The sequence below is a fragment of the Citrobacter arsenatis genome (assembly GCF_004353845.1).
GTDB classification, from domain to species: Bacteria; Pseudomonadota; Gammaproteobacteria; order Enterobacterales; family Enterobacteriaceae; genus Citrobacter; species Citrobacter arsenatis.
On sequence record NZ_CP037864.1, the window covers coordinates 4,628,062 to 4,651,520 of the forward strand.

At 53.9% G+C, this 23,459-nt stretch carries 23 protein-coding genes; 8 read left to right on the forward strand and 15 right to left on the reverse strand.

Annotated elements, in window-relative coordinates:
- The first annotated feature begins 45 nt into the window (after nt 1–45).
- The 4 genes from E1B03_RS23225 to dolP are packed head-to-tail and all read left to right on the forward strand — an operon-like array spanning nt 46 to nt 3,660.
- Nucleotides 46–2,097, forward strand: a complete 2,052-nt coding sequence (locus tag E1B03_RS23225; protein ID WP_133087015.1) for a penicillin-binding protein activator — start codon at nt 46–48, stop codon at nt 2,095–2,097.
- Nucleotides 2,055–2,450 (forward strand): YraN family protein, encoded by a 396-nt coding sequence (locus E1B03_RS23230; protein ID WP_103769860.1) that lies wholly within the window; start codon nt 2,055–2,057, stop codon nt 2,448–2,450. Before E1B03_RS23225 ends, E1B03_RS23230 begins: the two co-directional genes overlap by 43 nt.
- 34 nt (nt 2,451–2,484) lie before the next feature.
- Nucleotides 2,485–3,075 carry a DnaA initiator-associating protein DiaA gene (diaA, locus tag E1B03_RS23235; RefSeq protein WP_003024948.1) on the forward strand — a complete coding sequence of 197 codons (591 nt, stop codon included), beginning with the start codon at nt 2,485–2,487 and terminating at the stop codon, nt 3,073–3,075.
- A 9-nt stretch (nt 3,076–3,084) separates the two neighbouring features.
- Nucleotides 3,085–3,660, forward strand: a complete 576-nt coding sequence (gene dolP / locus E1B03_RS23240) for a division/outer membrane stress-associated lipid-binding lipoprotein (RefSeq protein ID WP_003024954.1) — start codon at nt 3,085–3,087, stop codon at nt 3,658–3,660.
- A 93-nt stretch (nt 3,661–3,753) separates the two neighbouring features.
- On the opposite strand, the gene E1B03_RS23245 is transcribed toward dolP, so the two are convergent.
- Complete coding sequence (locus E1B03_RS23245) at nt 3,754–4,389, reverse strand: NAD(P)H-binding protein (RefSeq protein ID WP_133087016.1); 636 nt, start codon at nt 4,387–4,389, stop codon at nt 3,754–3,756.
- Nucleotides 4,390–4,425: 36 nt separating this feature from the next.
- A complete protein-coding gene (locus E1B03_RS23250; protein ID WP_103769862.1) occupies nt 4,426–4,854 on the reverse strand; it encodes a YhbP family protein in 429 nt (142 codons plus the stop codon).
- Between the two features lie 52 nt (nt 4,855–4,906).
- Here E1B03_RS23250 and E1B03_RS23255 point away from each other — a divergent pair, with 52 nt between their 5' ends.
- Nucleotides 4,907–5,206, forward strand: coding sequence for a GIY-YIG nuclease family protein (locus tag E1B03_RS23255; protein WP_133087017.1), 300 nt, complete (start codon nt 4,907–4,909; stop codon nt 5,204–5,206).
- On the opposite strand, the gene E1B03_RS23260 is transcribed toward E1B03_RS23255, so the two are convergent.
- Both E1B03_RS23260 and ubiT read right to left on the reverse strand, forming a co-directional pair.
- Nucleotides 5,193–5,696 carry a GNAT family N-acetyltransferase gene (locus tag E1B03_RS23260; RefSeq protein ID WP_003024966.1) on the reverse strand — a complete coding sequence of 168 codons (504 nt, stop codon included), beginning with the start codon at nt 5,694–5,696 and terminating at the stop codon, nt 5,193–5,195. The two genes, E1B03_RS23255 and E1B03_RS23260, sit on opposite strands and share 14 nt — an antisense overlap.
- Nucleotides 5,690–6,214: a ubiquinone anaerobic biosynthesis accessory factor UbiT gene (ubiT, locus tag E1B03_RS23265; RefSeq protein WP_103769864.1), complete on the reverse strand. Its 525-nt coding sequence runs from the start codon at nt 6,212–6,214 to the stop codon at nt 5,690–5,692. The genes E1B03_RS23260 and ubiT overlap by 7 nt, the downstream gene beginning before the upstream one ends.
- Nucleotides 6,215–6,434: 220 nt before the next feature.
- Between ubiT and ubiU the strand changes: the two genes are divergently transcribed.
- The 3 genes from ubiU (at nt 6,435) to E1B03_RS23280 (ending at nt 9,501) form a co-directional block, all read left to right on the forward strand.
- Nucleotides 6,435–7,430, forward strand: a complete 996-nt coding sequence (gene ubiU, locus E1B03_RS23270) for a ubiquinone anaerobic biosynthesis protein UbiU (RefSeq protein ID WP_133087018.1) — start codon at nt 6,435–6,437, stop codon at nt 7,428–7,430.
- Nucleotides 7,431–7,438: 8 nt separating this feature from the next.
- Nucleotides 7,439–8,317: a U32 family peptidase gene (locus tag E1B03_RS23275; RefSeq protein ID WP_418884910.1), complete on the forward strand. Its 879-nt coding sequence runs from the start codon at nt 7,439–7,441 to the stop codon at nt 8,315–8,317.
- Between the two features lie 176 nt (nt 8,318–8,493).
- The gene (locus E1B03_RS23280) at nt 8,494–9,501 is read left to right on the forward strand and encodes a luciferase-like monooxygenase (RefSeq protein WP_103769867.1); all 1,008 of its coding nucleotides are present in this window, start codon (nt 8,494–8,496) and stop codon (nt 9,499–9,501) included.
- A gap of 90 nt (nt 9,502–9,591) precedes the next feature.
- Here E1B03_RS23280 and mtr read toward each other — a convergent pair whose 3' ends face one another.
- The 11 genes from mtr to rimP all read right to left on the reverse strand — a co-directional run bounded on the left by mtr (nt 9,592) and on the right by rimP (nt 23,312).
- Nucleotides 9,592–10,836, reverse strand: a complete 1,245-nt coding sequence (gene mtr / locus E1B03_RS23285; RefSeq protein ID WP_133087019.1) for a tryptophan permease — start codon at nt 10,834–10,836, stop codon at nt 9,592–9,594.
- Between the two features lie 270 nt (nt 10,837–11,106).
- Entirely contained in the window at nt 11,107–13,035 is a 1,929-nt protein-coding gene (locus E1B03_RS23290; RefSeq protein WP_003839970.1) for a DEAD/DEAH family ATP-dependent RNA helicase, read from the reverse strand.
- The gene (gene yrbN / locus E1B03_RS23295) at nt 13,028–13,108 is read right to left on the reverse strand and encodes a protein YrbN (RefSeq protein ID WP_010723222.1); all 81 of its coding nucleotides are present in this window, start codon (nt 13,106–13,108) and stop codon (nt 13,028–13,030) included. Before yrbN ends, E1B03_RS23290 begins: the two co-directional genes overlap by 8 nt.
- Before the next feature lie 106 nt (nt 13,109–13,214).
- Entirely contained in the window at nt 13,215–14,099 is an 885-nt protein-coding gene (nlpI, locus tag E1B03_RS23300; RefSeq protein ID WP_103769869.1) for a lipoprotein NlpI, read from the reverse strand.
- A 109-nt stretch (nt 14,100–14,208) separates the two neighbouring features.
- Nucleotides 14,209–16,341, reverse strand: a complete 2,133-nt coding sequence (gene pnp, locus E1B03_RS23305; RefSeq protein ID WP_133087020.1) for a polyribonucleotide nucleotidyltransferase — start codon at nt 16,339–16,341, stop codon at nt 14,209–14,211.
- A 246-nt stretch (nt 16,342–16,587) separates the two neighbouring features.
- Nucleotides 16,588–16,857 carry a 30S ribosomal protein S15 gene (gene rpsO, locus E1B03_RS23310; RefSeq protein ID WP_000059465.1) on the reverse strand — a complete coding sequence of 90 codons (270 nt, stop codon included), beginning with the start codon at nt 16,855–16,857 and terminating at the stop codon, nt 16,588–16,590.
- A gap of 273 nt (nt 16,858–17,130) precedes the next feature.
- Nucleotides 17,131–18,075, reverse strand: a complete 945-nt coding sequence (gene truB / locus E1B03_RS23315) for a tRNA pseudouridine(55) synthase TruB (RefSeq protein ID WP_133087021.1) — start codon at nt 18,073–18,075, stop codon at nt 17,131–17,133.
- Nucleotides 18,075–18,479, reverse strand: coding sequence for a 30S ribosome-binding factor RbfA (gene rbfA, locus E1B03_RS23320; protein ID WP_003024988.1), 405 nt, complete (start codon nt 18,477–18,479; stop codon nt 18,075–18,077). Before rbfA ends, truB begins: the two co-directional genes overlap by 1 nt.
- A gap of 149 nt (nt 18,480–18,628) precedes the next feature.
- Nucleotides 18,629–21,319 carry a translation initiation factor IF-2 gene (gene infB / locus E1B03_RS23325; protein ID WP_103769871.1) on the reverse strand — a complete coding sequence of 897 codons (2,691 nt, stop codon included), beginning with the start codon at nt 21,317–21,319 and terminating at the stop codon, nt 18,629–18,631.
- Between the two features lie 24 nt (nt 21,320–21,343).
- Nucleotides 21,344–22,831, reverse strand: a complete 1,488-nt coding sequence (nusA, locus tag E1B03_RS23330; protein WP_043017784.1) for a transcription termination factor NusA — start codon at nt 22,829–22,831, stop codon at nt 21,344–21,346.
- Between the two features lie 28 nt (nt 22,832–22,859).
- The gene (gene rimP / locus E1B03_RS23335; RefSeq protein ID WP_003024996.1) at nt 22,860–23,312 is read right to left on the reverse strand and encodes a ribosome maturation factor RimP; all 453 of its coding nucleotides are present in this window, start codon (nt 23,310–23,312) and stop codon (nt 22,860–22,862) included.
- Between the last annotated feature and the right edge of the window lie 147 nt (nt 23,313–23,459).

Sequence of the window (23,459 nt, forward strand, 5' to 3'; positions counted from 1 at the left end):
GATTTAATATTGAGCATTGAGTAAAAAAATATCACTGGATACAGTATGGTACCCTCAACATTTTCTCGTTTGAAAGCCGCACGCGCGCTACCAGTCATTCTGGCAGCACTGATTTTCGCAGGCTGTGGCACCCAGGCGCCAGACCAGAGTGCAGCCCATATGCAGGGCACTGCGCAGGCTGATTCCGGCTTTTATCTGCAACAAATGCAGCAAAGCTCAGATGATAGCAAGACCAACTGGCAATTACTCGCCATTCGTGCACTGCTGAAAGAAGGTAAGAGCCAGCAGGCTAGCGAACTGTTCAACCAGCTACCGCAGAAGCTAAGCGATAACCAGCGTCGTGAGCAGTCACTGCTGGCCGTCGAGATTAAGCTTGCGCAGAAAGATATCGCTGGCGCACAGGCCCTGCTGGATAAACTCACCCCCGCCGATTTCGATCAAAACCAGCAGGCGCGATACTGGCAGGCGCAAATCGACGTCAACCAGGGTCGCCCATCATTGACGCTATTACGCGCCCTGATTGCCCAGGAGCCGCTGCTGGCCGCGAATGCTAAGCAGAACAACATGGACTCAACCTGGCAGGCGCTGTCATCCATGAGCCAGGAGCAAGCACAGGCGTTGGTCATCAATGCTGATGAAAACGTGCTGCAAGGCTGGCTGGATCTCCAGCGCGTCTGGTTCGATAACCGTAACGATCCGGACATGATGAAAGCCGGTATTGCGGACTGGCAGAAACGTTATCCACAGAACCCGGGGGCAAAACTGTTGCCAACGCAGTTGGTTAACGTGCAGAGCTTTAAGCCCGCATCCACCAGTAAAATTGCCCTGCTGCTGCCGCTGAACGGTCAGGCTGCTGTTTTTGGCCGTACTATTCAGCAAGGTTTTGAAGCTGCGAAAAACATGGGTACTCAACCCGTATCTGCCCCTGCTGTTGCTGCGCCTGCTGTGGATACAGCTGCCGCGACGACCACAGAACAGCCGCAAACGACTGACGGTGTTGCCAGCCCTTCTCAGGCGTCAGTAAGCGATCTGACCAACGAGACGCCTGCACAGCCAGAAGCAGCAGCCCCACAGCCAACCGCGCCGGCACAGACAACGACTGCCAGCGCCCCAGCGAATCCGTCCGCTGAACTGAAAATCTACGACACGTCATCACAGCCGCTGAATCAGATCCTGACTCAGGTTCAGCAGGATGGCGCCAGCATCGTGGTTGGCCCGCTGTTGAAGAATAATGTTGAAGAGCTGATGAAAAGCAACACGCCATTAAACGTCCTGGCGCTTAATCAGCCGGAGTCGGTGAAAAACCTGCCGAACGTCTGCTACTTCGCCCTGTCGCCAGAAGATGAAGCGCGCGACGCTGCGCGTCACATCCGCGATCAAGGGAAACAGACGCCGCTGCTGTTGATCCCGCGGAGTGCGTTGGGCGATCGCGTGGCTAATGCTTTTGCGCAGGAATGGCAAAAACTGGGCGGCGGCGTAGTGTTGCAACAGAAGTTCGGCTCCACCGCTGAGCTGAAAATGGGCGTCAACGGCGGCTCGGGGATTTCCCTGACGGGTAGCCCGGTGGCCTCCTCTGTACCTGCGCAGCCTGGCGTAACAATTGGTGGTCTGACGATTCCGGCAGCGCCAACCGATGCGCAAATCACCGGCGGTAGCGGTCGTGTTGATGCCGTGTATATTCTGGCGACGCCGGAAGAAATTGCATTTATTAAGCCGATGATTGCTATGCGCAACGGCAGCCAGAGCGGTGCCACGCTGTACGCCAGCTCCCGCAGCGCACAGGGAACTGCTGGCCCGGATTTCCGTCTGGAGATGGAAGGCTTGCAGTACAGCGAAATTCCGATGCTGGCAGGCGCTAACACGCCTCTCATGCAGCAGGCGCTTGGCGCGGTTCGTAACGACTACTCGCTGGCACGTATGTACGCCATGGGCGTCGATGCCTGGTCGCTTGCCAACCACTTCTCGCAAATGCGTCAGGTGCAGGGTTTCGAAATTAACGGCAATACCGGAGCCTTAACCGCAACGCAGGATTGTGTGATTAACAGGAAGTTATCATGGCTCAAATACCAGCAAGGACAAGTCGTCCCCGCCAGTTAACGAGTAAACAGACCGGTGACGCGTGGGAATCCACCGCGCGTAACTGGCTGCAGAGCAAGGGACTGCATTTTATCGCCGCCAACGTGCGTGAACGTGGCGGCGAAATCGACCTGATAATGCGTGAAGGCAACACCACCGTATTTGTTGAAGTCCGCTACCGACGCTCAGCCCAGTTTGGCGGTGCGGCGGCGAGTGTGACCCGGAGCAAACAACACAAATTATTACAGACCGCCCGCTTGTGGCTTGCGCGCCACAATGGGAGTTTTGATACTGTGGATTGCCGGTTCGATGTGTTAGCCTTCACCGGAAATGATGTTGAGTGGTTTAAGGACGCGTTCAACGACCGCTCATAGTTGAAGATTCAGAGCCTGGTTCTTAAGGATTAGCGTGTTAGATAGAATTAAAGTCTGCTTTACAGAAAGCATTCAAACTCAGATAGCTGCGGCTGAAGCACTTCCGGATGCGATCTCCCGTGCCGCCATGACGCTGGTTCAGTCCCTGCTCAATGGCAACAAAATTCTCTGTTGTGGTAATGGGACATCCGCTGCCAACGCACAGCATTTTGCTGCCAGCATGATCAATCGTTTTGAAACAGAGCGGCCAAGTTTACCTGCGATTGCACTAAATACTGATAATGTGGTCTTAACTGCGATTGCCAACGATCGCCTGCACGACGAAGTTTATGCAAAACAAGTCCGTGCGCTGGGACATGCAGGTGATGTTCTGCTGGCAATCTCTACGCGTGGTAATAGCCGCGATATCGTAAAAGCCGTTGAAGCCGCCGTAACACGCGACATGACAATCGTCGCGCTGACCGGGTATGACGGAGGGGAGCTGGCCGGGTTACTGGGGCCGCAGGATGTTGAGATCCGCATTCCCTCACATCACAGCGCCCGCGTTCAGGAAATGCACATGCTGACGGTCAACTGCCTTTGCGATCTCATCGATAACACGCTTTTCCCTCACCAGGATGATTAAGGAGTACACATGAAGGCATTTTCGCCGCTTGCTGTGATTATCGCTGCACTGCTGCTGCAAGGCTGTGTCGCTGCTGCCGTTGTCGGAACTGCTGCTGTCGGCACCAAAGCCGCAACGGATCCTCGCAGCGTCGGCACCCAGGTAGATGACGGAACCCTGGAATTACGCGTCAATACGGCGTTGTCGAAAGATGCCCAGATCAAGAAAGAGGCGCGCATCAACGTGAGCGCGTATCAGGGTAAAGTGCTGCTGGTTGGTCAGTCGCCAAATAGCGAACTGTCTGCGCGGGCAAAACAGATTGCGATGGGTGTAGAAGGTACGACTGAGGTCTTTAATGAGATCCGTCAGGGCCAGCCAATTGGCCTGGGCGATGCGTCCAACGATACCTGGATAACCACTAAAGTACGTTCCCAGTTGCTGACCAGCGATCAGGTGAAATCTTCTAACGTGAAAGTCACCACCGAAAACGGGGAAGTGTTCCTGTTGGGTCTGGTAACTGAGCGTGAAGCGAAGGCGGCGGCGGACATCGCCAGCCGAGTAAGCGGCGTGAAACGCGTCACTACGGCCTTTACGTTTATTAAGTAATACAGATGCCGGATAGCGATGCATGGGCGTCTTATCCGGCCTACAGGACGTTATCGTTTGTAGGTCGGATAAATGTCAGCGCCATCCGGCATTTTATTTGGCCCTTTCGCGCAGCTCGGAAGAGGTCAGGATCGAAACCCCTTCATGCCCAGGCGCCAGCGCCTCCGCCAACATTGCCCGCGCAACATCACGTGCTTCAATCGACTTCCAGTTCCCCGGCAGCAGTCTGAACAACGGCGCTAAAAACTTCTCATTCGTCCTCTGTTTGTCCCGATCGCCCAGTAGCATCGAAGGCCGGACAATCGTCAGCCGTGGCCAATTTTGCGCGATCAGCGCCTGCTCCATTTCACCTTTCACCCGGTTATAGAAAAACGGTGAATTCGCATTGGCGCCCATCGAACTCACCACCAGCATATGCTGGGCTCCCAACCTACGTCCCGTCAGGGCCGTATCCACCACCAGCGTATAGTCAGCATGGATAAACGCCTCTTTGCTGCCCGCTTCACGTCGGGTCGTTCCCAGACAACAAAAAACGATATCGACCGGGTCGGTAACTTGCGCCAGAGCATCGGTTAGCTGCGGATCATGGGGATTATAGATGCCAACCGTATCCGCCAGCGGTCGACGCGTCGGCGCCGTGATGGCGTTGACCCGGGGTTCATTAAGCAGCATACGCAGTAAATTTCCGCCCACCAGCCCCGTGCCTCCCGTTATTAACACCTGACTCATCGTTTATCTTCCCCAGGTCTTCAATCACTGTTCTAACTATAGATCACGTAACCAATGCATCTTTTTACCAAAGCCCAGCGTGTTGTCCGTGAATTTGACTTCATCCAATCGAATCTCCCACACGGGCGCAGGCAGCATTCTGGCGACGGGGAAGCGGCGGTTGTAGGCTTTACGCGCGACGTCGCTCTCCTGCCCTTCAAGACGCCGGATTTCCCCTTTAAACTGTACGCCACGAATCAGGGCAACCGTTTTAGGCTGACCATTTACCGTGCCGGCAATCGGCGCTCGCGGTCCGGACATCTGCGCATGACGGGTTTTCTCATCGGTCAGCACGTAGAATGTCATCTTCTGCGCATCAAACAGGTAAAACGCATTGGCGCACCACAATTCACCTTCCTGATGTACGCACCAGGTCACGACGTGCTGCTTTGCCAGCCAGCGGGTCACCGCAGTCAGTGTTTCCATTGCTGTTCTCTTTTATACTGTAGGTCTGAAAATTATCACGTCGATGGTGACAATGACACCCTGGTATCTGTACCTGATCCGTACCGCGGACAACGCCTTATACACCGGAATAACCACCGATGTGCAGCGCCGCTATCAGCAGCATCAAAGTGGGAAAGGCGCGAAGGCGCTACGCGGAAAGGGGGAGCTCACGTTGGCATTTGCGGCGCAGGTTGGCAACCGTTCGCTGGCCCTGCGCATAGAGTATCGCGTCAAACAGCTCACCAAGCGGCAGAAAGAACGCCTGGTCGAAGGCGAAGGGTTTGAGGCGCTACTGAGCAGCCTGCAAACCCCGGATCTTAAAAACGATTGAAGTGGTCGTGGTATTCCACAAGGCCCGTCACGCCCTCCAGCGCATCGTCCGCCAGGCGATGAACCTGGAACGCGCTTTCGGTACCCGGCCAGCGGCAGCGCAGATCATGATGAGCCGCCAGCTCAAAACCAAAGCGGCTGTACAGTGCCGGATCCCCCAGCGTGACCACCGCGGCGTAGCCAAACTCGTTCAGGGAATCGAGTCCTTCATAGACCAGCTGACGCGCCAGACCCTGCCCCCGGTAGTTTTCATCCACCGCGAGCGGCGCCATGCCGACCCATTGCAGATCTTCACCCTGGACATCGACAGGACTAAACGCGACGTAACCTACTACCTGACCTTCGTCATCGGTCGCAACCAAACCCAACGTTAAGAAACCGTCTTCACGCAGGTCGTGCACTAATTTCGCTTCCGCATCGCTCTCAAATGAACGGCGCAGCAGCGCATCAATACCTGGGGCATCAATGGGAATTTCAACTCGAATCAGCATGGCTCACCTACCGAAGTCTGTTTGGTGTCTGGCGACGTTTTCATCCCCGCCTCAACAAAATCCGCCAACTGCATCAGCATGACGCGCAGCGCTTTAGGCATCTGATCCAGTTCGATGGCGTCCATCAGATTTTTTACATACAGCCCTAATTCTGTATCACCTTCAATCACCAGGCGACGCTGGAAGAAAAGCGTATCTGGATCCTGCTTACGCGCCGCGATCATCAGGAGATCGCTGGCATCGGCGCTAAAACTTACATCCGCATCTGCATTCTGGCTGACAATAAGTTTATCGTTCTCAACAGAGGTATACCATTTGAGGCCAATGTCACGCACATGAATGCTCAGCCAGCGGCCGTCGAGAAACTCCAGCTCCCCATCGGCCAGCGCCTGACTAAACTGCCAGCTCAGGACCTGCTCCAGAACCTGGCGCTTCAGCGCAAAGGGCGTCAGTTTAACCGGTACACTCATCAGAGAAGGACCAAAATGTACTAAGCGTGAACGCAGTTTATCCAACACGAGCTTTACTCCCTGTTCCAATAGTCCTGCTATTTTGCCATATCAAATAAACGACATAGCGGCATAAATCAACAATTCGCTACGAAATTGTTACCTCTTTATTGGTGTTACCAATACGACTTTAACTGCCTCAAATCAAAAATTGTCTCAGCAAGGTTAACTAAAATCCCTCTTCGTTAACATTTCTGCGCCCTTCACGGCGCAACGTTCAGGATAAATTATGGAGCTGCTCTGCCCTGCCGGAAATCTCCCGGCGCTTAAGGCGGCCATCGAGAACGGCGCTGATGCTGTCTACATCGGGCTGAAAGATGATACCAACGCCCGTCATTTCGCCGGCCTTAATTTTACCGAGAAAAAATTGCAGGAAGCGGTGAGTTTTGTTCATCAGCATCGCCGTAAGCTGCACATCGCGATTAACACCTTTGCGCATCCGGATGGTTACGCGCGCTGGCAGCGTGCCGTGGATATGGCGGCACAACTGGGTGCGGATGCGCTGATCCTCGCCGACCTCGCCATGCTTGAGTATGCCGCAGAGCGCTACCCGCATATTGAGCGCCATGTCTCTGTTCAGGCATCTGCAACCAATGAAGAGGCGATTAATTTCTATCATCGCAACTTTGACGTTGCCCGCGTAGTGCTGCCGCGCGTGCTGTCTATTCATCAGGTGAAGCAACTCGCTCGTGTCACGCCTGTTCCCCTGGAAGTGTTCGCCTTCGGTAGCCTGTGCATTATGGCGGAAGGCCGTTGCTATCTTTCATCCTATCTGACGGGCGAGTCGCCTAACACGGTTGGCGCTTGTTCTCCTGCCCGTTTTGTACGCTGGCAGCAGACCCAACAAGGGCTGGAATCCCGTCTCAATGAGGTGCTGATCGACCGCTATCAGGACGGAGAAAACGCCGGTTATCCCACGCTGTGTAAAGGCCGTTATCTGGTCGATGGCGAGCGTTATCATGCGCTGGAAGAACCCACCAGCCTGAATACGCTGGAGCTACTGCCGGAACTGCTGGCGGCCAAAATTGCCTCGGTAAAAATCGAGGGACGCCAGCGTAGCCCGGCTTACGTCAGCCAGGTGGCAAAAGTGTGGCGTCAGGCAATCGACCGCTGTATAGCCGACCCGCAAAACTACGCCCCACAGGCCGCGTGGATGGAAACGCTCGGATCAATGTCCGAAGGCACGCAGACCACGCTTGGCGCGTATCACCGTAAATGGCAGTGAGAGAAGCAATGAAATATTCCTTAGGGCCAGTGCTGTGGTACTGGCCAAAAGAAACGCTGGAAGATTTTTATCAGCAGGCCGCCGCAAGCCAGGCCGACGTTATCTATCTTGGCGAAGCGGTATGCAGTAAACGCCGCGCCACCAAAGTGGGCGACTGGATCGATATGGCGAAATCGCTTGCTGGCAGCGGTAAACAGGTGGTGCTTTCGACGCTGGCGCTGGTGCAGGCCTCCTCTGAACTGGGAGAGCTGAAGCGCTATGTCGAAAACGGCGACTTCCTGCTGGAAGCCAGCGATCTCGGCGTGGTAAACATGTGTGCCGAACGTAAGCTACCGTTTGTCGCCGGACATGCGCTTAATTGCTACAACGCGGTTACCCTGCGTTTGCTGCTCAAACAGGGTATGGTGCGCTGGTGTATGCCGGTAGAGCTGTCCCGCGACTGGCTGGTAAACCTGCTCAACCAGTGTGATGAGTTGGGTATTCGCAATCAGTTTGAAGTAGAGGTGCTGAGCTACGGACATCTGCCGCTGGCCTACTCTGCCCGCTGCTTTACCGCACGTTCTGAAGACCGTCCAAAGGACGAGTGCGAAACCTGCTGCATCAAATACCCGAACGGGCGCGATGTGTTGTCGCAGGAGAATCAGCAGGTCTTTGTCCTCAACGGGATCCAGACCATGAGCGGCTATGTTTACAACCTCGGCAACGAGCTGACATCGATGCAGGGGCTGGTTGATATTGTGCGTCTGTCCCCTTCAGGCACTGAAACTTTCGCCATGCTTAATGCCTTCCGCGCCAATGAAAATGGTACAGCCCCATTACCGCTTGCCGCCCACAGCGACTGCAACGGCTACTGGAAGCGGCTGGCAGGGCTGGAACTGCAGTCCTGATAAAACCCGGCATAAATGCCTTATCCGGCCTATAAATAGCGATCCCGTAGGCCCGATAAGCGCAGCGCCATCGGGCATTGTTTTTGCCATCAGTCTCATAAAGCTCACTTTGTTAACAACATTCGCTAATCTTTAATGCAGTATTAAAAGATTAACCGGTAACAAAGTGAGCCGTTATGACTGACAAAACTATTCCATTCTCGGTGCTGGATCTGGCGCCGATCCCTGAAGGATCTTCGGCTAAAGAAGCCTTCACACACTCGCTTGACCTCGCTCGATTGGCTGAAAAACGCGGTTACCATCGATACTGGCTGGCAGAGCATCACAACATGACCGGCATCGCCAGCGCCGCAACCTCAGTGTTGATTGGCTATCTGGCAGCCAATACCACTACGCTGCATCTCGGGTCTGGCGGCGTTATGCTACCCAACCATTCGCCGCTGGTGATCGCCGAGCAGTTCGGTACCCTGAACACGTTGTATCCAGGACGAATCGATCTCGGCCTTGGCCGCGCGCCGGGTAGCGATCAGCCGACGATGCGCGCACTGCGCCGCCATATGAGCGGTGATATCGATAACTTCCCGCGCGACGTAGCTGAGCTGGTGGACTGGTTTGACGCCCGCGATCCGAATCCCCATGTACGCCCGGTTCCCGGCTACGGCGAGCAGATCCCGGTCTGGTTATTAGGCTCCAGCCTGTACAGCGCACAGCTGGCGGCTCAGCTTGGTCTGCCGTTTGCCTTTGCCTCGCACTTTGCTCCGGATATGCTGCATCAGGCGCTGCACCTGTATCGCACCCAGTTCAAGCCTTCAGCACGGTTGGCAAAACCGTATGCGATGGTGTGCATCAACATTATTGCCGCCGACAGTAATCGCGATGCCGAATTTCTTTTCACCTCGATGCAGCAGGCGTTTGTGAAACTGCGTCGTGGCGAAACCGGCCAGCTACCGCCGCCGGTAGAGAATATGCATCAGCTGTGGTCCGCTTCCGAACAGTACGGCGTACAACAAGCGCTGAGCATGTCGCTGGTTGGGGATAAGGCAAAAGTGCGTCACGGGCTGGAGTCGATTCTTCGTGAAACCCAGGCCGATGAAATTATGGTTAACGGCCAGATTTTTGAAAATCAGGCGCGTCTACATTCGTTTGATTTGGCGATGGATGTGAAGCAGGAATTGTTGGGGTAGTGCATTATTTTGCCCGGTGGCGCTTCGCTTACCGGGCCTACTTGATCCTGTAGGCCGGATAAGGCGCAGCCGCCATCCGGCACAATAAAGTTACTGGTAAACAGGTAACAGATTCACGCTCGACAGAATATGGATAACCGCGTTGCCGATACCGAATACCAGGATCAGCGCAATCATCGGCTTACCGCCCCAGACGCGGAATTTCGGGCTGCCGAAACGCTCGCGGGATTTACGGGCCAGCAGCGCCGGAACAATAGCGGCCCAGATAGTTGCCGCAAGCCCTGCATAGCCAATGGCGTACAGGAAACCGTTCGGCCACAACAGACCACCAACAATCGGCGGGACAAACGTCAGCAATGCCGTTTTAAAACGTCCCATTGCCGAGTCATCAAAGCCAAACAGATCCGCCAGATAGTCGAACAAACCGAGCGTAACGCCAAGGAATGAACTCGCCACCGCAAAATTGGAGAACACCACCAGCAGCAGATCCAGACTGCGGCTGTTCAGCACACCGCTCAGCGCCTGTACCAGCACATCAATGTTACCGCCCTGCTGCGCAATACCGATAAATTCCGGACGCGGAATATTACCCATTGTCCCCAGCAACCATACGGTATACAGCACCAGTGCCAGTAGCGTACCGTACACCAGACACTTAACGATGGTCTTCGGATCTTTGCCGTAGTACTTCATCAGGCTCGGGACGTTGCCGTGATAGCCGAATGAGGCCAGACAGAACGGCAGCGTCATCAGCAGGTACGGCGTATATGAAGCGTTGCTTTGCGCCACGTTAAACAGTGTTGCGGGCTGCACGTGCCCCAGCAGACTGCCGAAGGTCAGGAAAAAAGTAATGATCTTTGCACCCAGCACAATCGCCGTCATGCGGCTAACCGCTTTGGTGCTTAACCACACCACAAACGCCACCAGCAGCGCAAAACCAAGGCCCGCCGCACGCGCCGGAACGTTCAGCGACATCTCCGAGAAGGTGTGATGCAGGATCGAGCCGCTCGCGGAGATATACGCATAGGTCAGGATATAGAGAACGAAAGCAATCGAGATGCCGTTCACAACGTTCCAGCCTTTGCCCAGCAGATCTTTCGTGATGGTGTCAAAGCTGGAGCCAATGCGGTAATTGAGGTTAGCTTCGAGGATCATCAACCCGGAGTGCAGCATGCAGAACCAGGTGAAGATCAGCGCCGCCATTGACCAGAAGAACCACGCCCCGGACATGACCACTGGCAGAGAAAACATCCCCGCGCCAATAATGGTGCCGCCGATGATCACGACTCCGCCAAGCAGCGAAGGTGACGTTTGGGTGGTGGTAAGTGTTGCCATTTAGCCATCTCTCCAGTGTATTTCCCCGTCATACTTCAAGCTGTAGATGCGTTGGCTGCGCTCCGCAATCCCAGTCACTTACTTAAGTAAGCTCCCGGAATGTCCTCGTTTGCAACCTTCCTACAACTCGAATTATTTAGGGTAACAATTAGCTAATACAGTTTAATGTGCTGCACTGTACCAGTACACGAGTACAATTGAAATAAAAAAAGCCCCAATCATTTCGATCGGGGCTGTATATTTTATTTTACGCTTTTAAGCCGTTTTGGCTTATGCGTCACCGCCGAAACGACGACGACCAGCAGAGTCATCACGACGCGGAGCAGAAGAATCGTCACGACGCGGGCCACGGTTGCCTTCACGACGTTCGCCGCTGAAACGACGACCATCGCCACGACCGCCTTCACGACGTTCGCCGCTAAAGCCACGACCTTCACCACGACCGCCTTCACGACGCTCACCGCTGAAACGACCACCGCCACGACGCTCACCACCGGTGTGCGGAACTGCATCGCCAACCAGCTGCATGTTCATCGGCTTGTTCAGGATGCGAGTACGGGTAAAGTGCTGCAGCACGTCGCCCGGCATACCCTTCGGCAGCTCGATGGTAGAGTGGGAAGCAAACAGCTTGATGTTACCGATGTAACGGCTGCTGATATCGCCTTCGTTAGCAATCGCACCAACGATATGACGAACTTCAACGCCGTCATCACGACCCACTTCAATGCGGTACAGCTGCATATCGCCAACGTCACGACGTTCACGACGCGGACGGTCTTCACCACCACGGTCATTACGGTCACGCGGGCCACGATCGTTGCGGTCACGCGGACCACGATCGTCACGGTCACGGAATTCGCGTTTCGGACGCATCGGCGCATCTGGCGGCAGGATCAGCGGACGTTCGCCCTGCGCCATTTTCAGCAGTGCAGCTGCCAGCGTTTCGATATCCAGTTCTTCTTCCGGCTGCATTTTCGCCAGCAGAGCACGGTACTGATCCAGATCGCTGCTTTCCAGCTGCTGCTGTACTTTGGCGGCGAATTTTTCCAGACGGCGTTTGCCCAGCAGTTCTGCGTTCGGCAGTTCTACTTCCGGAATGGTCAGCTTCATGGTGCGTTCGATGTTACGCAGCAGACGACGCTCGCGGTTCTCAACGAACAGCAACGCACGACCCGCACGACCCGCACGACCGGTACGGCCGATACGGTGAACGTAAGACTCGGAATCCATCGGGATGTCGTAGTTAACAACCAGGCTGATACGCTCAACGTCCAGGCCACGGGCCGCAACGTCGGTAGCAATCAGGATATCCAGGCGGCCGTCTTTCAGACGCTCCAGTGTCTGCTCACGCAGGGACTGGTTCATGTCGCCGTTCAGTGCAGCGCTGCTATAACCGCTACGCTCCAGCGCTTCTGCCACTTCCAGGGTCGCATTTTTGGTACGAACGAAGATAATCGCCGCATCAAAGTCTTCCGCTTCCAGGAAACGCACCAGCGCTTCATTTTTACGCATGCCCCAAACAGTCCAGTAGCTCTGGCTGATGTCAGGACGGGTAGTGACGCTGGACTGAATGCGTACTTCCTGCGGCTCTTTCATAAAGCGGCGGGTAATACGACGAATCGCTTCCGGCATAGTCGCAGAGAACAGAGCGGTCTGATGACCTTCCGGGATCTGCGCCATGATGGTTTCAACGTCTTCGATGAAGCCCATACGCAGCATTTCGTCAGCTTCGTCCAGTACCAGACCGCTCAGTTTGGAGAGGTCCAGAGTACCGCGTTTCAGGTGATCCAGCAGACGGCCCGGTGTACCGACGACGATCTGTGGTCCCTGACGCAGGGCACGTAATTGCACGTCATAACGCTGGCCGCCGTACAGGGCAACCACGTTCACGCCGCGCATGTGTTTAGAGAAATCCGTCATGGCTTCTGCTACCTGAACCGCCAGTTCGCGGGTCGGTGCCAGCACCAGAATCTGAGGTGCCTTCAGCTCAGGATCAAGATTGTTGAGCAGCGGTAAAGAGAACGCTGCAGTTTTGCCGCTACCCGTCTGGGCCATACCCAGAACATCGCGGCCGCCCAGCAGATGCGGAATGCACTCTGCCTGGATTGGAGATGGTTTTTCGTAACCCAGATCGTTAAGGGCTTCAAGGATAGGAGCCTTCAGGCCCAGATCTGCAAAAGTGGTTTCGAATTCAGCCATGTAGTACGTGTGCCTCAAAATTAATGGCGGCCAGTCTACATAACTCATCATGAAATTGATCTGCAATTTTCATTGAAAAGTGTGAACCGGCTCAAAGTAGGTGTATTAACGAACAACAACGCCCTCACCCGTGAAGGTGATGGCAATCAAAAAAGATTACGGGCTGATGTGTACGTCAGCTATTGCTGGTCCGATTCTGCCAGGTCATCTTGGTCCTGGCCCAGGAGCGATAATTCCAACAATGCGTATCGGTGCTCAACAAAGTTATGAACGTTGTTAGCCACCGCCAGTTTGAACAATGCCGTAGCGTTGTCCAAATCCCCCAGACTTAGGTAGTACTTACCTAAATAGAAGTTGGTTTCACTGAGATGCTCAGCGAGCGAGGTGTTATCCGTTGCGTCCGCCTTCAGGCGTTCCATCAGCGTTGCTTCGCTAATGTTGCCCAGGTAGAACTCGACAATGTTCCATCCCCATTGCTCTTTATCCGATTTATCAAAGCGTTGCTTCAACGCTTCTTTAGCCTGCTTCTCATCGAGCTTCTGCTCGGCAAGATAAAGCCACAGACTACGGAAAGGATCATTGGGATCGTCTTGATAAAACGCTAGCAGATCATCTTGCGCTAACTTGTCGCGACCGCCGTAATACAATGCGATACCGCGATTTAAGTGCGCGTAGTTGTAAGTTGGATCAAGCTCAAGTACAGAATCAAACGCTTCATAGGCAGCATCAAAATTGCCTGCCTGCGTTAAATATATACCTAAGTAATTGAATACTTCAGGCATATCTGGTCGGATTGCCAGCGCTTGTGAAAAATCATTTCGCGCCAGTGCCCTCAGACCGAGACTATCATACAACACTCCGCGCTCATATAAAAGCTGTGCGCGTTCGTCATCGGTTAAAGCCCGACTGGCAAGAATTTGTTCCATACGTGCCAGAATCACTTCCTGCTGCAAAGTCGGTTGCAATGGTACTGCGAGGACTTCACTCTTACGCCAGGCGGAATTACTGCATCCAGCCAGCGTGAGTGCTGTCGCAACGAAACACCAGCGCAAAAAAGGCTTCATTTCCCACTCCCGAAGACAACGATTGAATGAACGTCCAGGTTCCCCGGTTGCTAACAAGGCGTCCTGCCGGGTTAAAAGCCCTCCGTTTTCACGGAGGGCAATGGCAACCTTACTCGCCCTGGCTTGCCGGAGCTTCCGGTTCGCCTGCAGGCTGAGACTGCTCAGTTGCTTCTTTAATGCTCAGACGTACACGGCCCTGGCGATCAACTTCCAGAACTTTGACCGGTACTTCCTGGCCCATCTGCAGGTAGTCGGTCACTTTCTCAACGCGCTTGTCAGCGATCTGAGAAATGTGTACCAGACCTTCTTTACCGCCACCAATGGCAACGAATGCGCCAAAGTCAACGATACGGGTCACTTTACCATTGTAGATACGGCCTACTTCGATCTCTGCGGTGATCTCTTCGATACGACGGATAGCATATTTCGCTTTCTCACCGTCGGTCGCAGCAATCTTCACGGTACCATCATCTTCGATTTCAATGGTGGTGCCGGTTTCTTCGGTCAGAGCACGGATAACAGAACCGCCTTTACCGATAACGTCTTTGATCTTGTCCGGGCTGATCTTGATGGTATGGATACGCGGAGCGAACTGAGAAATGTCGCCACGCGGTGCGTTGATCGCTTGTTCCATCACACCCAGGATGTGCAGACGCGCACCTTTAGCCTGGTTCAGAGCAACCTGCATGATCTCTTTGGTGATACCTTCAATTTTGATATCCATCTGCAGTGCAGAGATACCGTCGCGGGAACCCGCCACTTTGAAGTCCATATCGCCCAGGTGGTCTTCGTCGCCCAGGATGTCAGACAGAACAACAAAGTTGTCGCCTTCTTTCACCAGACCCATCGCGATACCCGCAACGGCGGCTTTGATCGGCACACCTGCGTCCATCAGCGCCAGGGAAGCACCACATACGGAAGCCATTGAAGAAGAACCGTTAGATTCGGTGATTTCAGAAACCACACGCACGGTGTACGGGAATTTATCCAGTTCAGGCATTACTGCCAGTACGCCACGCTTCGCCAGACGACCGTGACCAATCTCACGACGCTTCGGAGAACCGACCATACCGGTTTCGCCTACGCAGTACGGAGGGAAGTTGTAGTGGAACAGGAAGTTGTCAGTACGCTCGCCCATCAGTTCGTCGAGGTTCTGTGCATCACGCGTGGTGCCCAGGGTCGCAGTAACCAGCGCCTGAGTTTCGCCACGGGTGAACAGTGCGGAACCGTGGGTACGCGGCAGAACGCCAGTACGCACGTCCAGGCCACGGATCATGTCTTTTTCACGGCCATCGATGCGCGGCTCGCCTGCCAGTACGCGGCTACGAACAACATTTTTCTCGATAGCGTGCAGGATTTCACCCAGTTCGTTAGCGTCCAGGGTTTCGTCTTCAGCCACCAGAGCCGCGATGGTTTCAGATTTGATCACGTCAACCTGAGCATAACGCTCTTGTTTGTCAGTGATACGGTAAGCATCGCTCAGACGAGCTTCTGCCAGTGCGGCAACGCGTGCGTTCAGCGCTTCGTTGACGGCTTCTGGCTGCCAATCCCAACGCGGTTTGCCAGCTTCTTTTGCCAGCTCGTTGATAGCCTGAATAACAACCTGCTGCTGTTCGTGACCAAATACTACTGCGCCCAGCATCTGGTCTTCGCTCAGCAGTTCAGCTTCGGATTCAACCATCAGTACGGCGGCTTCAGTACCGGCAACAACCAGGTCCAGCTTGCTTTCTTTCAGTTCGTCCTGAGTCGGGTTCAGTACGTACTGGTCATTGATGTAACCAACACGTGCAGCACCGATCGGGCCGTTGAATGGGATACCAGACAGAGTCAGCGCAGCAGATGCACCAATCATTGCCACGATGTCCGGGTTAACCTGTGGGTTAACGGAAACAACGGTCGCGATAACCTGAACTTCGTTAACGAAACCTTCCGGGAACAGCGGGCGAACCGGGCGGTCAATCAGACGCGCGATCAGGGTTTCGCCTTCGCTCGGACGGCCTTCACGACGGAAGAAGCTACCCGGGATACGGCCAGCAGCGTAGGTACGCTCCTGATAGTTAACGGTCAGCGGGAAAAAGTCCTGGCCTGGTTTCGCTTTTTTCTGGCCAACAACGGTAACGAATACCGCGGTGTCATCCATGCTAACCATAACAGCGGCAGTCGCCTGACGCGCCATCATGCCGGTTTCCAGCGTAACGGTATGCTGACCGTACTGGAATTTACGAACGATCGGATTAAGCAAAATAATATCCTTTCTCTATTTTTTGACGGCACATTTTTGCGCCATCGTTAATACCCGATCTTCTGCGCATCCTCGCGACTAATGACAACCCTAACCCATAAGCATGAGTAAAGCCTCTCATTAGCCGCGCGAACCTCTGCAACGGAAGATCATTCATAGCAACAATACATTAGTTTCCAGCGAATTGCTGCCATCTGCTGGAAAAAAGGGGCCATGAAGGCCCCCTCTTTCTGAAACTCGAAAGAATTAGCGACGCAGGCCCAGACGCTCGATCAGCGCGGTGTAACGTGCAACATCTTTACGTTTCAGGTAGTCGAGCAGTTTACGACGCTGAGAAACCATGCGCAGCAGACCACGACGGCTGTGGTGATCTTTTTTGTGCTCTGCAAAGTGGCCCTGCAGGTGGTTAATCTGTGCAGTCAACAGAGCAACCTGAACATCGGTAGAACCGGTGTCGTTTGCATCACGACCAAACTCAGAAACGATTTTAGCGGTAGCTTCAGTACTTAGAGACATTTTAAAACTCCAAAGTGTTAAGAATGAAAGGATGCCGATCTCTAATTCAGCTATCCCAGTGTATACACTTTATCCTTCAAACTGACTCTGCGTTGGCTGCGTCCGCTCACCTCAGTCACTTACCTAAGTAAGCTCCCGAGGATTCTCAGACTTGCCGCCTTGATACAGCTCGAAAGATTTTGTGTATACGCCACGCAGATTGTTAAACAATTCACGCGACGTTAAGCGGCAGTATTCTACTCGCAGCGCCCTTTTATCGCAAGACAGAGAGCGTTATGCAGGATACTCAACCACCAGGCGACGGGGGGCGACCCGACCTTCATCGTCCATCTCCCCCATGCCGATAAACTTGCCGTCATCGCCTTCCGTCACGCGCACCAGCCCTTCCAGCGGCGCGCCTGATGTCCGTACCGGGTTACCATTTTTAAAGTAAACCGACGATGTTAAAGGCAAATTAACAACAGGATAGTCCGATGCTGGACTGTCCATTGGCATCAGCAAAGGATCAAGCAACTGCGCCGCCGGAATGTTCTGCTGTTCGGCCTGTTCAACCAGATCACGCAGATGCTCCAGCGTCACCATACGATCCACCGGATACTTGCTGACCGTCAGACGACGCAGATACGTTACGTGCGCGCCGCAGCCCAGCTTCTCACCGAGATCGTCAACGATGGTGCGAATATAGGTACCCTTGGAGCAGTGAACTTCCAGCTCCAGCTCGTTACCTTCGTGGCGAATAAACAGCAACTCATAGACGGTAATCGGGCGCGCTTCACGTGGCACTTCAATGCCCTGACGCGCATATTCGTACAGCTTCTTACCCTGATACTTCAGCGCCGAATACATCGACGGAATCTGCTCGATATCGCCGCGGAAAGTCTCCAGCGCGCTTGCAAGCTGCTCTGCGGTGAAGCTAACCGGGCGCTCCTGCACGATTTGCCCATCGGCATCGGAGGTGTCAGTACGCTGGCCCAGGCGGGCAACCACACGATAACGTTTGTCGGAATCCAGCAAATACTGTGAAAATTTAGTCGCTTCACCGAGGCAGATAGGCAGCATGCCTGTCGCCAGCGGATCCAACGCGCCGGTATGTCCCGCGCGGTTGGCATTGTAGATGCGTTTTACTTTTTGCAGTACGTCATTGCTGGACATGCCCTGCGGCTTATCCAGCAGCAGAACACCGTGAATATCGCGACCACGACGACGAGGACGACTCATCAGTCCTCCTTGCTGTCGTCCGCAGGGTTCACACGACGCTCATCGTCATGTTTCACCACGCTGGTCACCAGGTTGGACATGCGCATCCCTTCAACCAACGAGTTGTCGTAGAAGAAGGTCAGCTCAGGCACGATGCGCAGACGCATTGCTTTACCCAGCAGAGAGCGGATAAACCCAGAGGCTTCCTGCAGTGCCTTAATGCCGTTTTTCACAGCAGCTTCGTCCTGGTCGTTAAGGAAAGTCACGAATACTTTGGCATACGCCAGGTCACGGGACATTTCAACACCAGACACGGTGGTCATCATACCAACACGCGGGTCTTTGATTTCGCGTTGCAGGATGAGTGCGATTTCTTTCTGCATCTCCTGCGCTACACGCTGCGGGCGACCAAATTCTTTCGCCATAATAAATTCTCCAGACAAAAAAGGGGCATTCAGCCCCTTTTGAAAATAATTCGGTGATTAGGCTGTAGGCCTGATAAGCGTAGCGCCATCAGGCATTACATTGCCGGATGTCGGCGTAAACGCCTTATCCGGCCTACACCCGAACAACCTTAAGCAATGGTACGTTTGATCTCGATGATCTCGAACACTTCGATCATATCGCCAACGCGAACGTCGTTGTAGTTCTTCACGCCGATACCACACTCCATACCGTTACGGACTTCGTTGACGTCATCTTTGAAGCGGCGCAGGGATTCCAGCTCGCCTTCATAGATAACCACGTTGTCGCGCAGTACGCGGATTGGGTTGTGACGTTTAATCGTGCCTTCGGTAACCATACAGCCTGCGATAGCGCCGAATTTCGGTGATTTGAACACATCACGAACTTCAGCCAGACCAATGATCTGCTGTTTCAGTTCCGGAGACAGCATGCCGCTCATCGCTGCTTTCACTTCGTCGATCAGATGATAGATGACGGAGTAGTAGCGCAGATCCAGGCTTTCTGATTCGATAACTTTACGTGCAGAGGCATCAGCACGAACGTTGAAGCCAACCAGAATCGCGTTGGATGCTGCAGCCAGGGTCGCGTCGGTTTCGGTGATACCACCTACACCAGAACCGATGATCTTCACTTTTACTTCGTCGGTAGACAGTTTCAGTAAAGAGTCGGAAATCGCTTCTACAGAACCCTGAACGTCGGCCTTCAGCACGATGTTCACTTCGTGAACTTCGCCTTCGGTCATGTTGGCGAACATGTTCTCGAGTTTAGATTTCTGCTGACGAGCCAGTTTAACTTCACGGAATTTACCCTGACGATACAGTGCAACTTCACGGGCTTTCTTCTCGTCACGAACGACGGTCACTTCATCACCGGCAGCCGGAACACCGGACAGACCGAGGATTTCCACCGGAATGGACGGACCGGCTTCCAGTACTTCCTGACCCAGTTCGTTACGCATCGCACGAACGCGGCCATATTCGAAGCCACACAGAACGATATCGCCCTTGTTCAGGGTACCTTCGCGAACCAGGACGGTAGCGACCGGGCCACGACCTTTATCCAGGAAGGATTCGATAACCGCACCGCTCGCCATACCTTTACGGATAGCTTTCAGTTCCAGTACTTCGGCCTGCAGCAGGATAGCATCCAGCAGTTCGTCGATACCGGTACCCGCTTTCGCAGAAACGTGAACGAACTGGCTCTCGCCGCCCCACTCTTCCGGCATGATGCCGTACTGGGACAGTTCGTTTTTAACGCGATCTGGATCCGCTTCCGGTTTATCGATTTTGTTGACTGCAACAACTACCGGCACACCTGCCGCTTTCGCGTGCTGGATAGCTTCGATAGTCTGCGGCATCACGCCGTCGTCTGCTGCAACAACCAGAACAACGATATCCGTTGCCTGAGCACCACGAGCACGCATGGAGGTAAACGCGGCGTGACCCGGAGTATCCAGGAAGGTGATCATACCGTTGTCAGTTTCAACGTGGTACGCACCGATGTGCTGAGTAATGCCGCCCGCTTCGCCAGAGGCCACTTTCGTGGAACGAATGTAGTCCAGCAGAGACGTTTTACCGTGGTCAACGTGACCCATGATGGTCACTACCGGTGCGCGCGGTTCAGCCGCAGCGCCGGTGTCACGGTCGCTCATTACTGCTTCTTCCAGCTCGTTTTCACGACGCAGGATAACTTTGTGGCCCATCTCTTCGGCAACCAGCTGTGCGGTTTCCTGGTCGATGACCTGGTTGATGGTCGCCATTGCGCCCAGCTTCATCATCGCTTTGATGACCTGAGAGCCTTTAACCGCCATCTTGTTCGCCAGATCGCCAACGGTGATGGTTTCGCCGATCACAACGTCACGGTTAACAGCCTGAGCTGGCTTCTGGAAGCCCTGCTGCAGAGCGGAACCTTTACGCTGCTTGCCGCCTTTACCACCGCGAACCGCTGCACGTGCTTCTTCACGGTCAGCTTTAGATTCAGCGTGTTTATTGCCTTTCTTCGCCGGACGCGCTGCTTTCGCGCTGCGAGTACGTCCACGGCCGCCTTCGACTTCACGATCGTTTTCGTCTTCAGCCTGGCGAGCATGCTGGGAAGTGGTGACGTGATAATCGCTGGTGTCTTCGACAGGTTCAGCGTTATTCACACCATTTTTCTCGTTTTCTTCCGCCATACGGCGAGCTTCTTCCGCTACGCGGCGCGCTTCTTCTTCAAGCTTGCGACGTGCTTCTTCTTCCGCTTTACGCTTCAGTTCTGCGGCTTCATTTTCACGGCGGGCTTTTTCGGCCTGGGCGGTTTTAGTCATATCGTCGGTCTGTTGATTGCTCACTTTGTCTTTTTCCGCAGCTTCACGTTTCGCTTTATCAGCGGCTTCACGCTTAGCTTGTTCTGCGGCCTCACGTTCGGCTTTTTGTTGCGCCTCGCGTTTGGCAGCTTCTTCTGCCTCACGACGGGCTTGCTCTTCCGCTTCACGCTGCGCCTGCTCTTCCGCGGCAAGGCGTTCGGCCTCTTGCGGATCGCGTTTCACAAAGGTGCGTGTCTTGCGGACTTCGATTTGTACCGATTTGCTTTTTCCACCGGTACCTGGAATATTGAGAGTACTGCGCGTTTTACGCTGCAATGTCAACTTATCCGGCGCTGAGCCGTTCTCACGGTTCAGATGCGCCAGTAAGGTTTGTTTCTCTTGTGCGGATACAGAGTCGTCAGCAGACTTCGGGATACCTGCATCAGCAAATTGCTGTACCAGGCGATCCACGGAGGTCTGTATCTCTGCAGCCAGCGTTTTTACGGTTACATCTGTCATACTGTTCCTTCCTGCTACAGTTTATTACGCTTCGTCGCCGAACCAGCAAATATTACGGGCAGCCATAATCAGCTCACCGGCTTTTTCGTCGGTCAACCCTTCGATATCAGCCAGATCATCAATGCCCTGTTCAGCGAGATCTTCCAGCGTACAAACACCACGGGCAGCCAGTTTGAAGGCCATCTCACGATCCAATCCTTCCAGATTCAGCAGATCGTCAGCCGGTTTGTTATCACCGAGGCTTTCTTCCTGGGCCAGTGCCAGAGTGGTCAGTGCGTTTTTAGCACGCTCGCGCAGCGCTTCAACGGTCTGTTCATCCAGGCCGTCAATTTCCAGCAGTTCTTTCATTGGCACGTAGGCCAGTTCTTCCAGCGTCGCAAAACCTTCTTCAACCAGAACTGTCGCGAAATCTTCATCGATGTCGAGATATTTGGTGAAGGTATCAATGGCTGCATGTGCTTCAGCCTGATGCTTCGCCTGCAGGTCATCAACGGTCATTACGTTGAGTTCCCAACCGCTCAGTTGTGAAGCCAGGCGGACGTTCTGACCATTACGTCCAATCGCCTGAGCCAGGTTACCGGCTTCAACCGCGATATCCATGGTGTGTTTGTCTTCATCCACCACGATAGAAGCGACGTCTGCTGGCGCCATTGCGTTAATCACGAACTGCGCCGGGTTATCATCCCACAGGACGATATCGATACGCTCGCCGCCCAGTTCGGTTGAAACCGCCTGAACGCGCGCACCGCGCATACCAACACACGCGCCGACCGGATCAATACGCTTGTCGTTGGTCTTAACGGCGATTTTCGCACGCGATCCAGGATCGCGAGCAGCCGCTTTTATTTCGATAACTTCTTCACCAATTTCCGGCACTTCGATGCGGAACAGCTCAACCAGCATTTCCGGTTTGGAACGGGTGACGAACAGCTGCGCACCGCGCGCTTCCGGGCGTACTGAGTACAGAACGCCACGAATACGGTCGCCTGGACGGAAGTTTTCACGCGGCAGCATGTCTTCACGCAGGATCACGGCTTCAGCATTGCTGCCCAGATCCAGAGAGATGTTGTCGCGGTTTACTTTCTTCACCACACCGGTGACGATTTCGCCTTCGTGTTCGCGGAACTGATCAACAACCATTGCGCGTTCAGCTTCACGTACTTTCTGTACGATAACCTGCTTCGCGGTCTGGGTGGTGATACGGTCAAAGGTGACAGATTCAATCTGATCTTCAACATATTCGCCCACGTTCAGGCTTTCGTCTTCGAAACGTGCCGCTTCCAGGGTAATTTCTTTGGTCGGCTGAGTAACTTCTTCTACGATTACCCAACGACGGAAGGTATCGAAATCACCGCTTTTACGATCGATTTCTACGCGAACGTCGATCTCTTGCTCATATTTTTTCTTTGTTGCTGTAGCCAGCGCACTTTCCAGCGCTTCAAAAATTTTCTCGCGTGGCAGCGCTTTTTCGTTGGATACGGCTTCAACAACAGCCAAAATTTCTTTGTTCATCGCGGGCTTTTCACCTCAATCCAGACTGTTAAAAGTGGGGAACCAGGTTCGCCTTCTGGATATTACTCAGCGCGAACACTTCATCTTTGCCTTCGACTGTGACCGTGATCATCTCACCGTCCACCGCTTTGATAACGCCCTGCCATTTACGACGGTTTTGTACCGCCATACGAAGAACCAGCGTGACTTCTTCACCCAGGAAACGCACGTAGTGTTCAGCTGTGAACAGAGGACGGTCGAGACCCGGAGAGGAAACTTCCAGGTTATAGGCAACGGTGATTGGGTCTTCAACATCCATCACGGCGCTTACCTGATGGCTCACATCAGCACAATCATCAACATTGATGCCATCTTCACTATCAATATAGATGCGCAGTGTGGATGTGCGACCACGAATAAATTCGATGCCGACCAGTTCGTAGCCCAGGGCTTCAACTGGCGCTGTAATCATCTCTGTTAATTTTTGCTCTAATGTGGACAAGCCCACCCCCAAGACATAAAAAAAGGGCCTAAAGCCCAGTTATTCTGTAGTCAGATAACAAAAAACCCCGATAAATCGGGGCTTTAGATAACTGAACCCTATAACCGCACCTGCGGTTCGGAGAACCTTCCGAAAGAATTTTTTTCA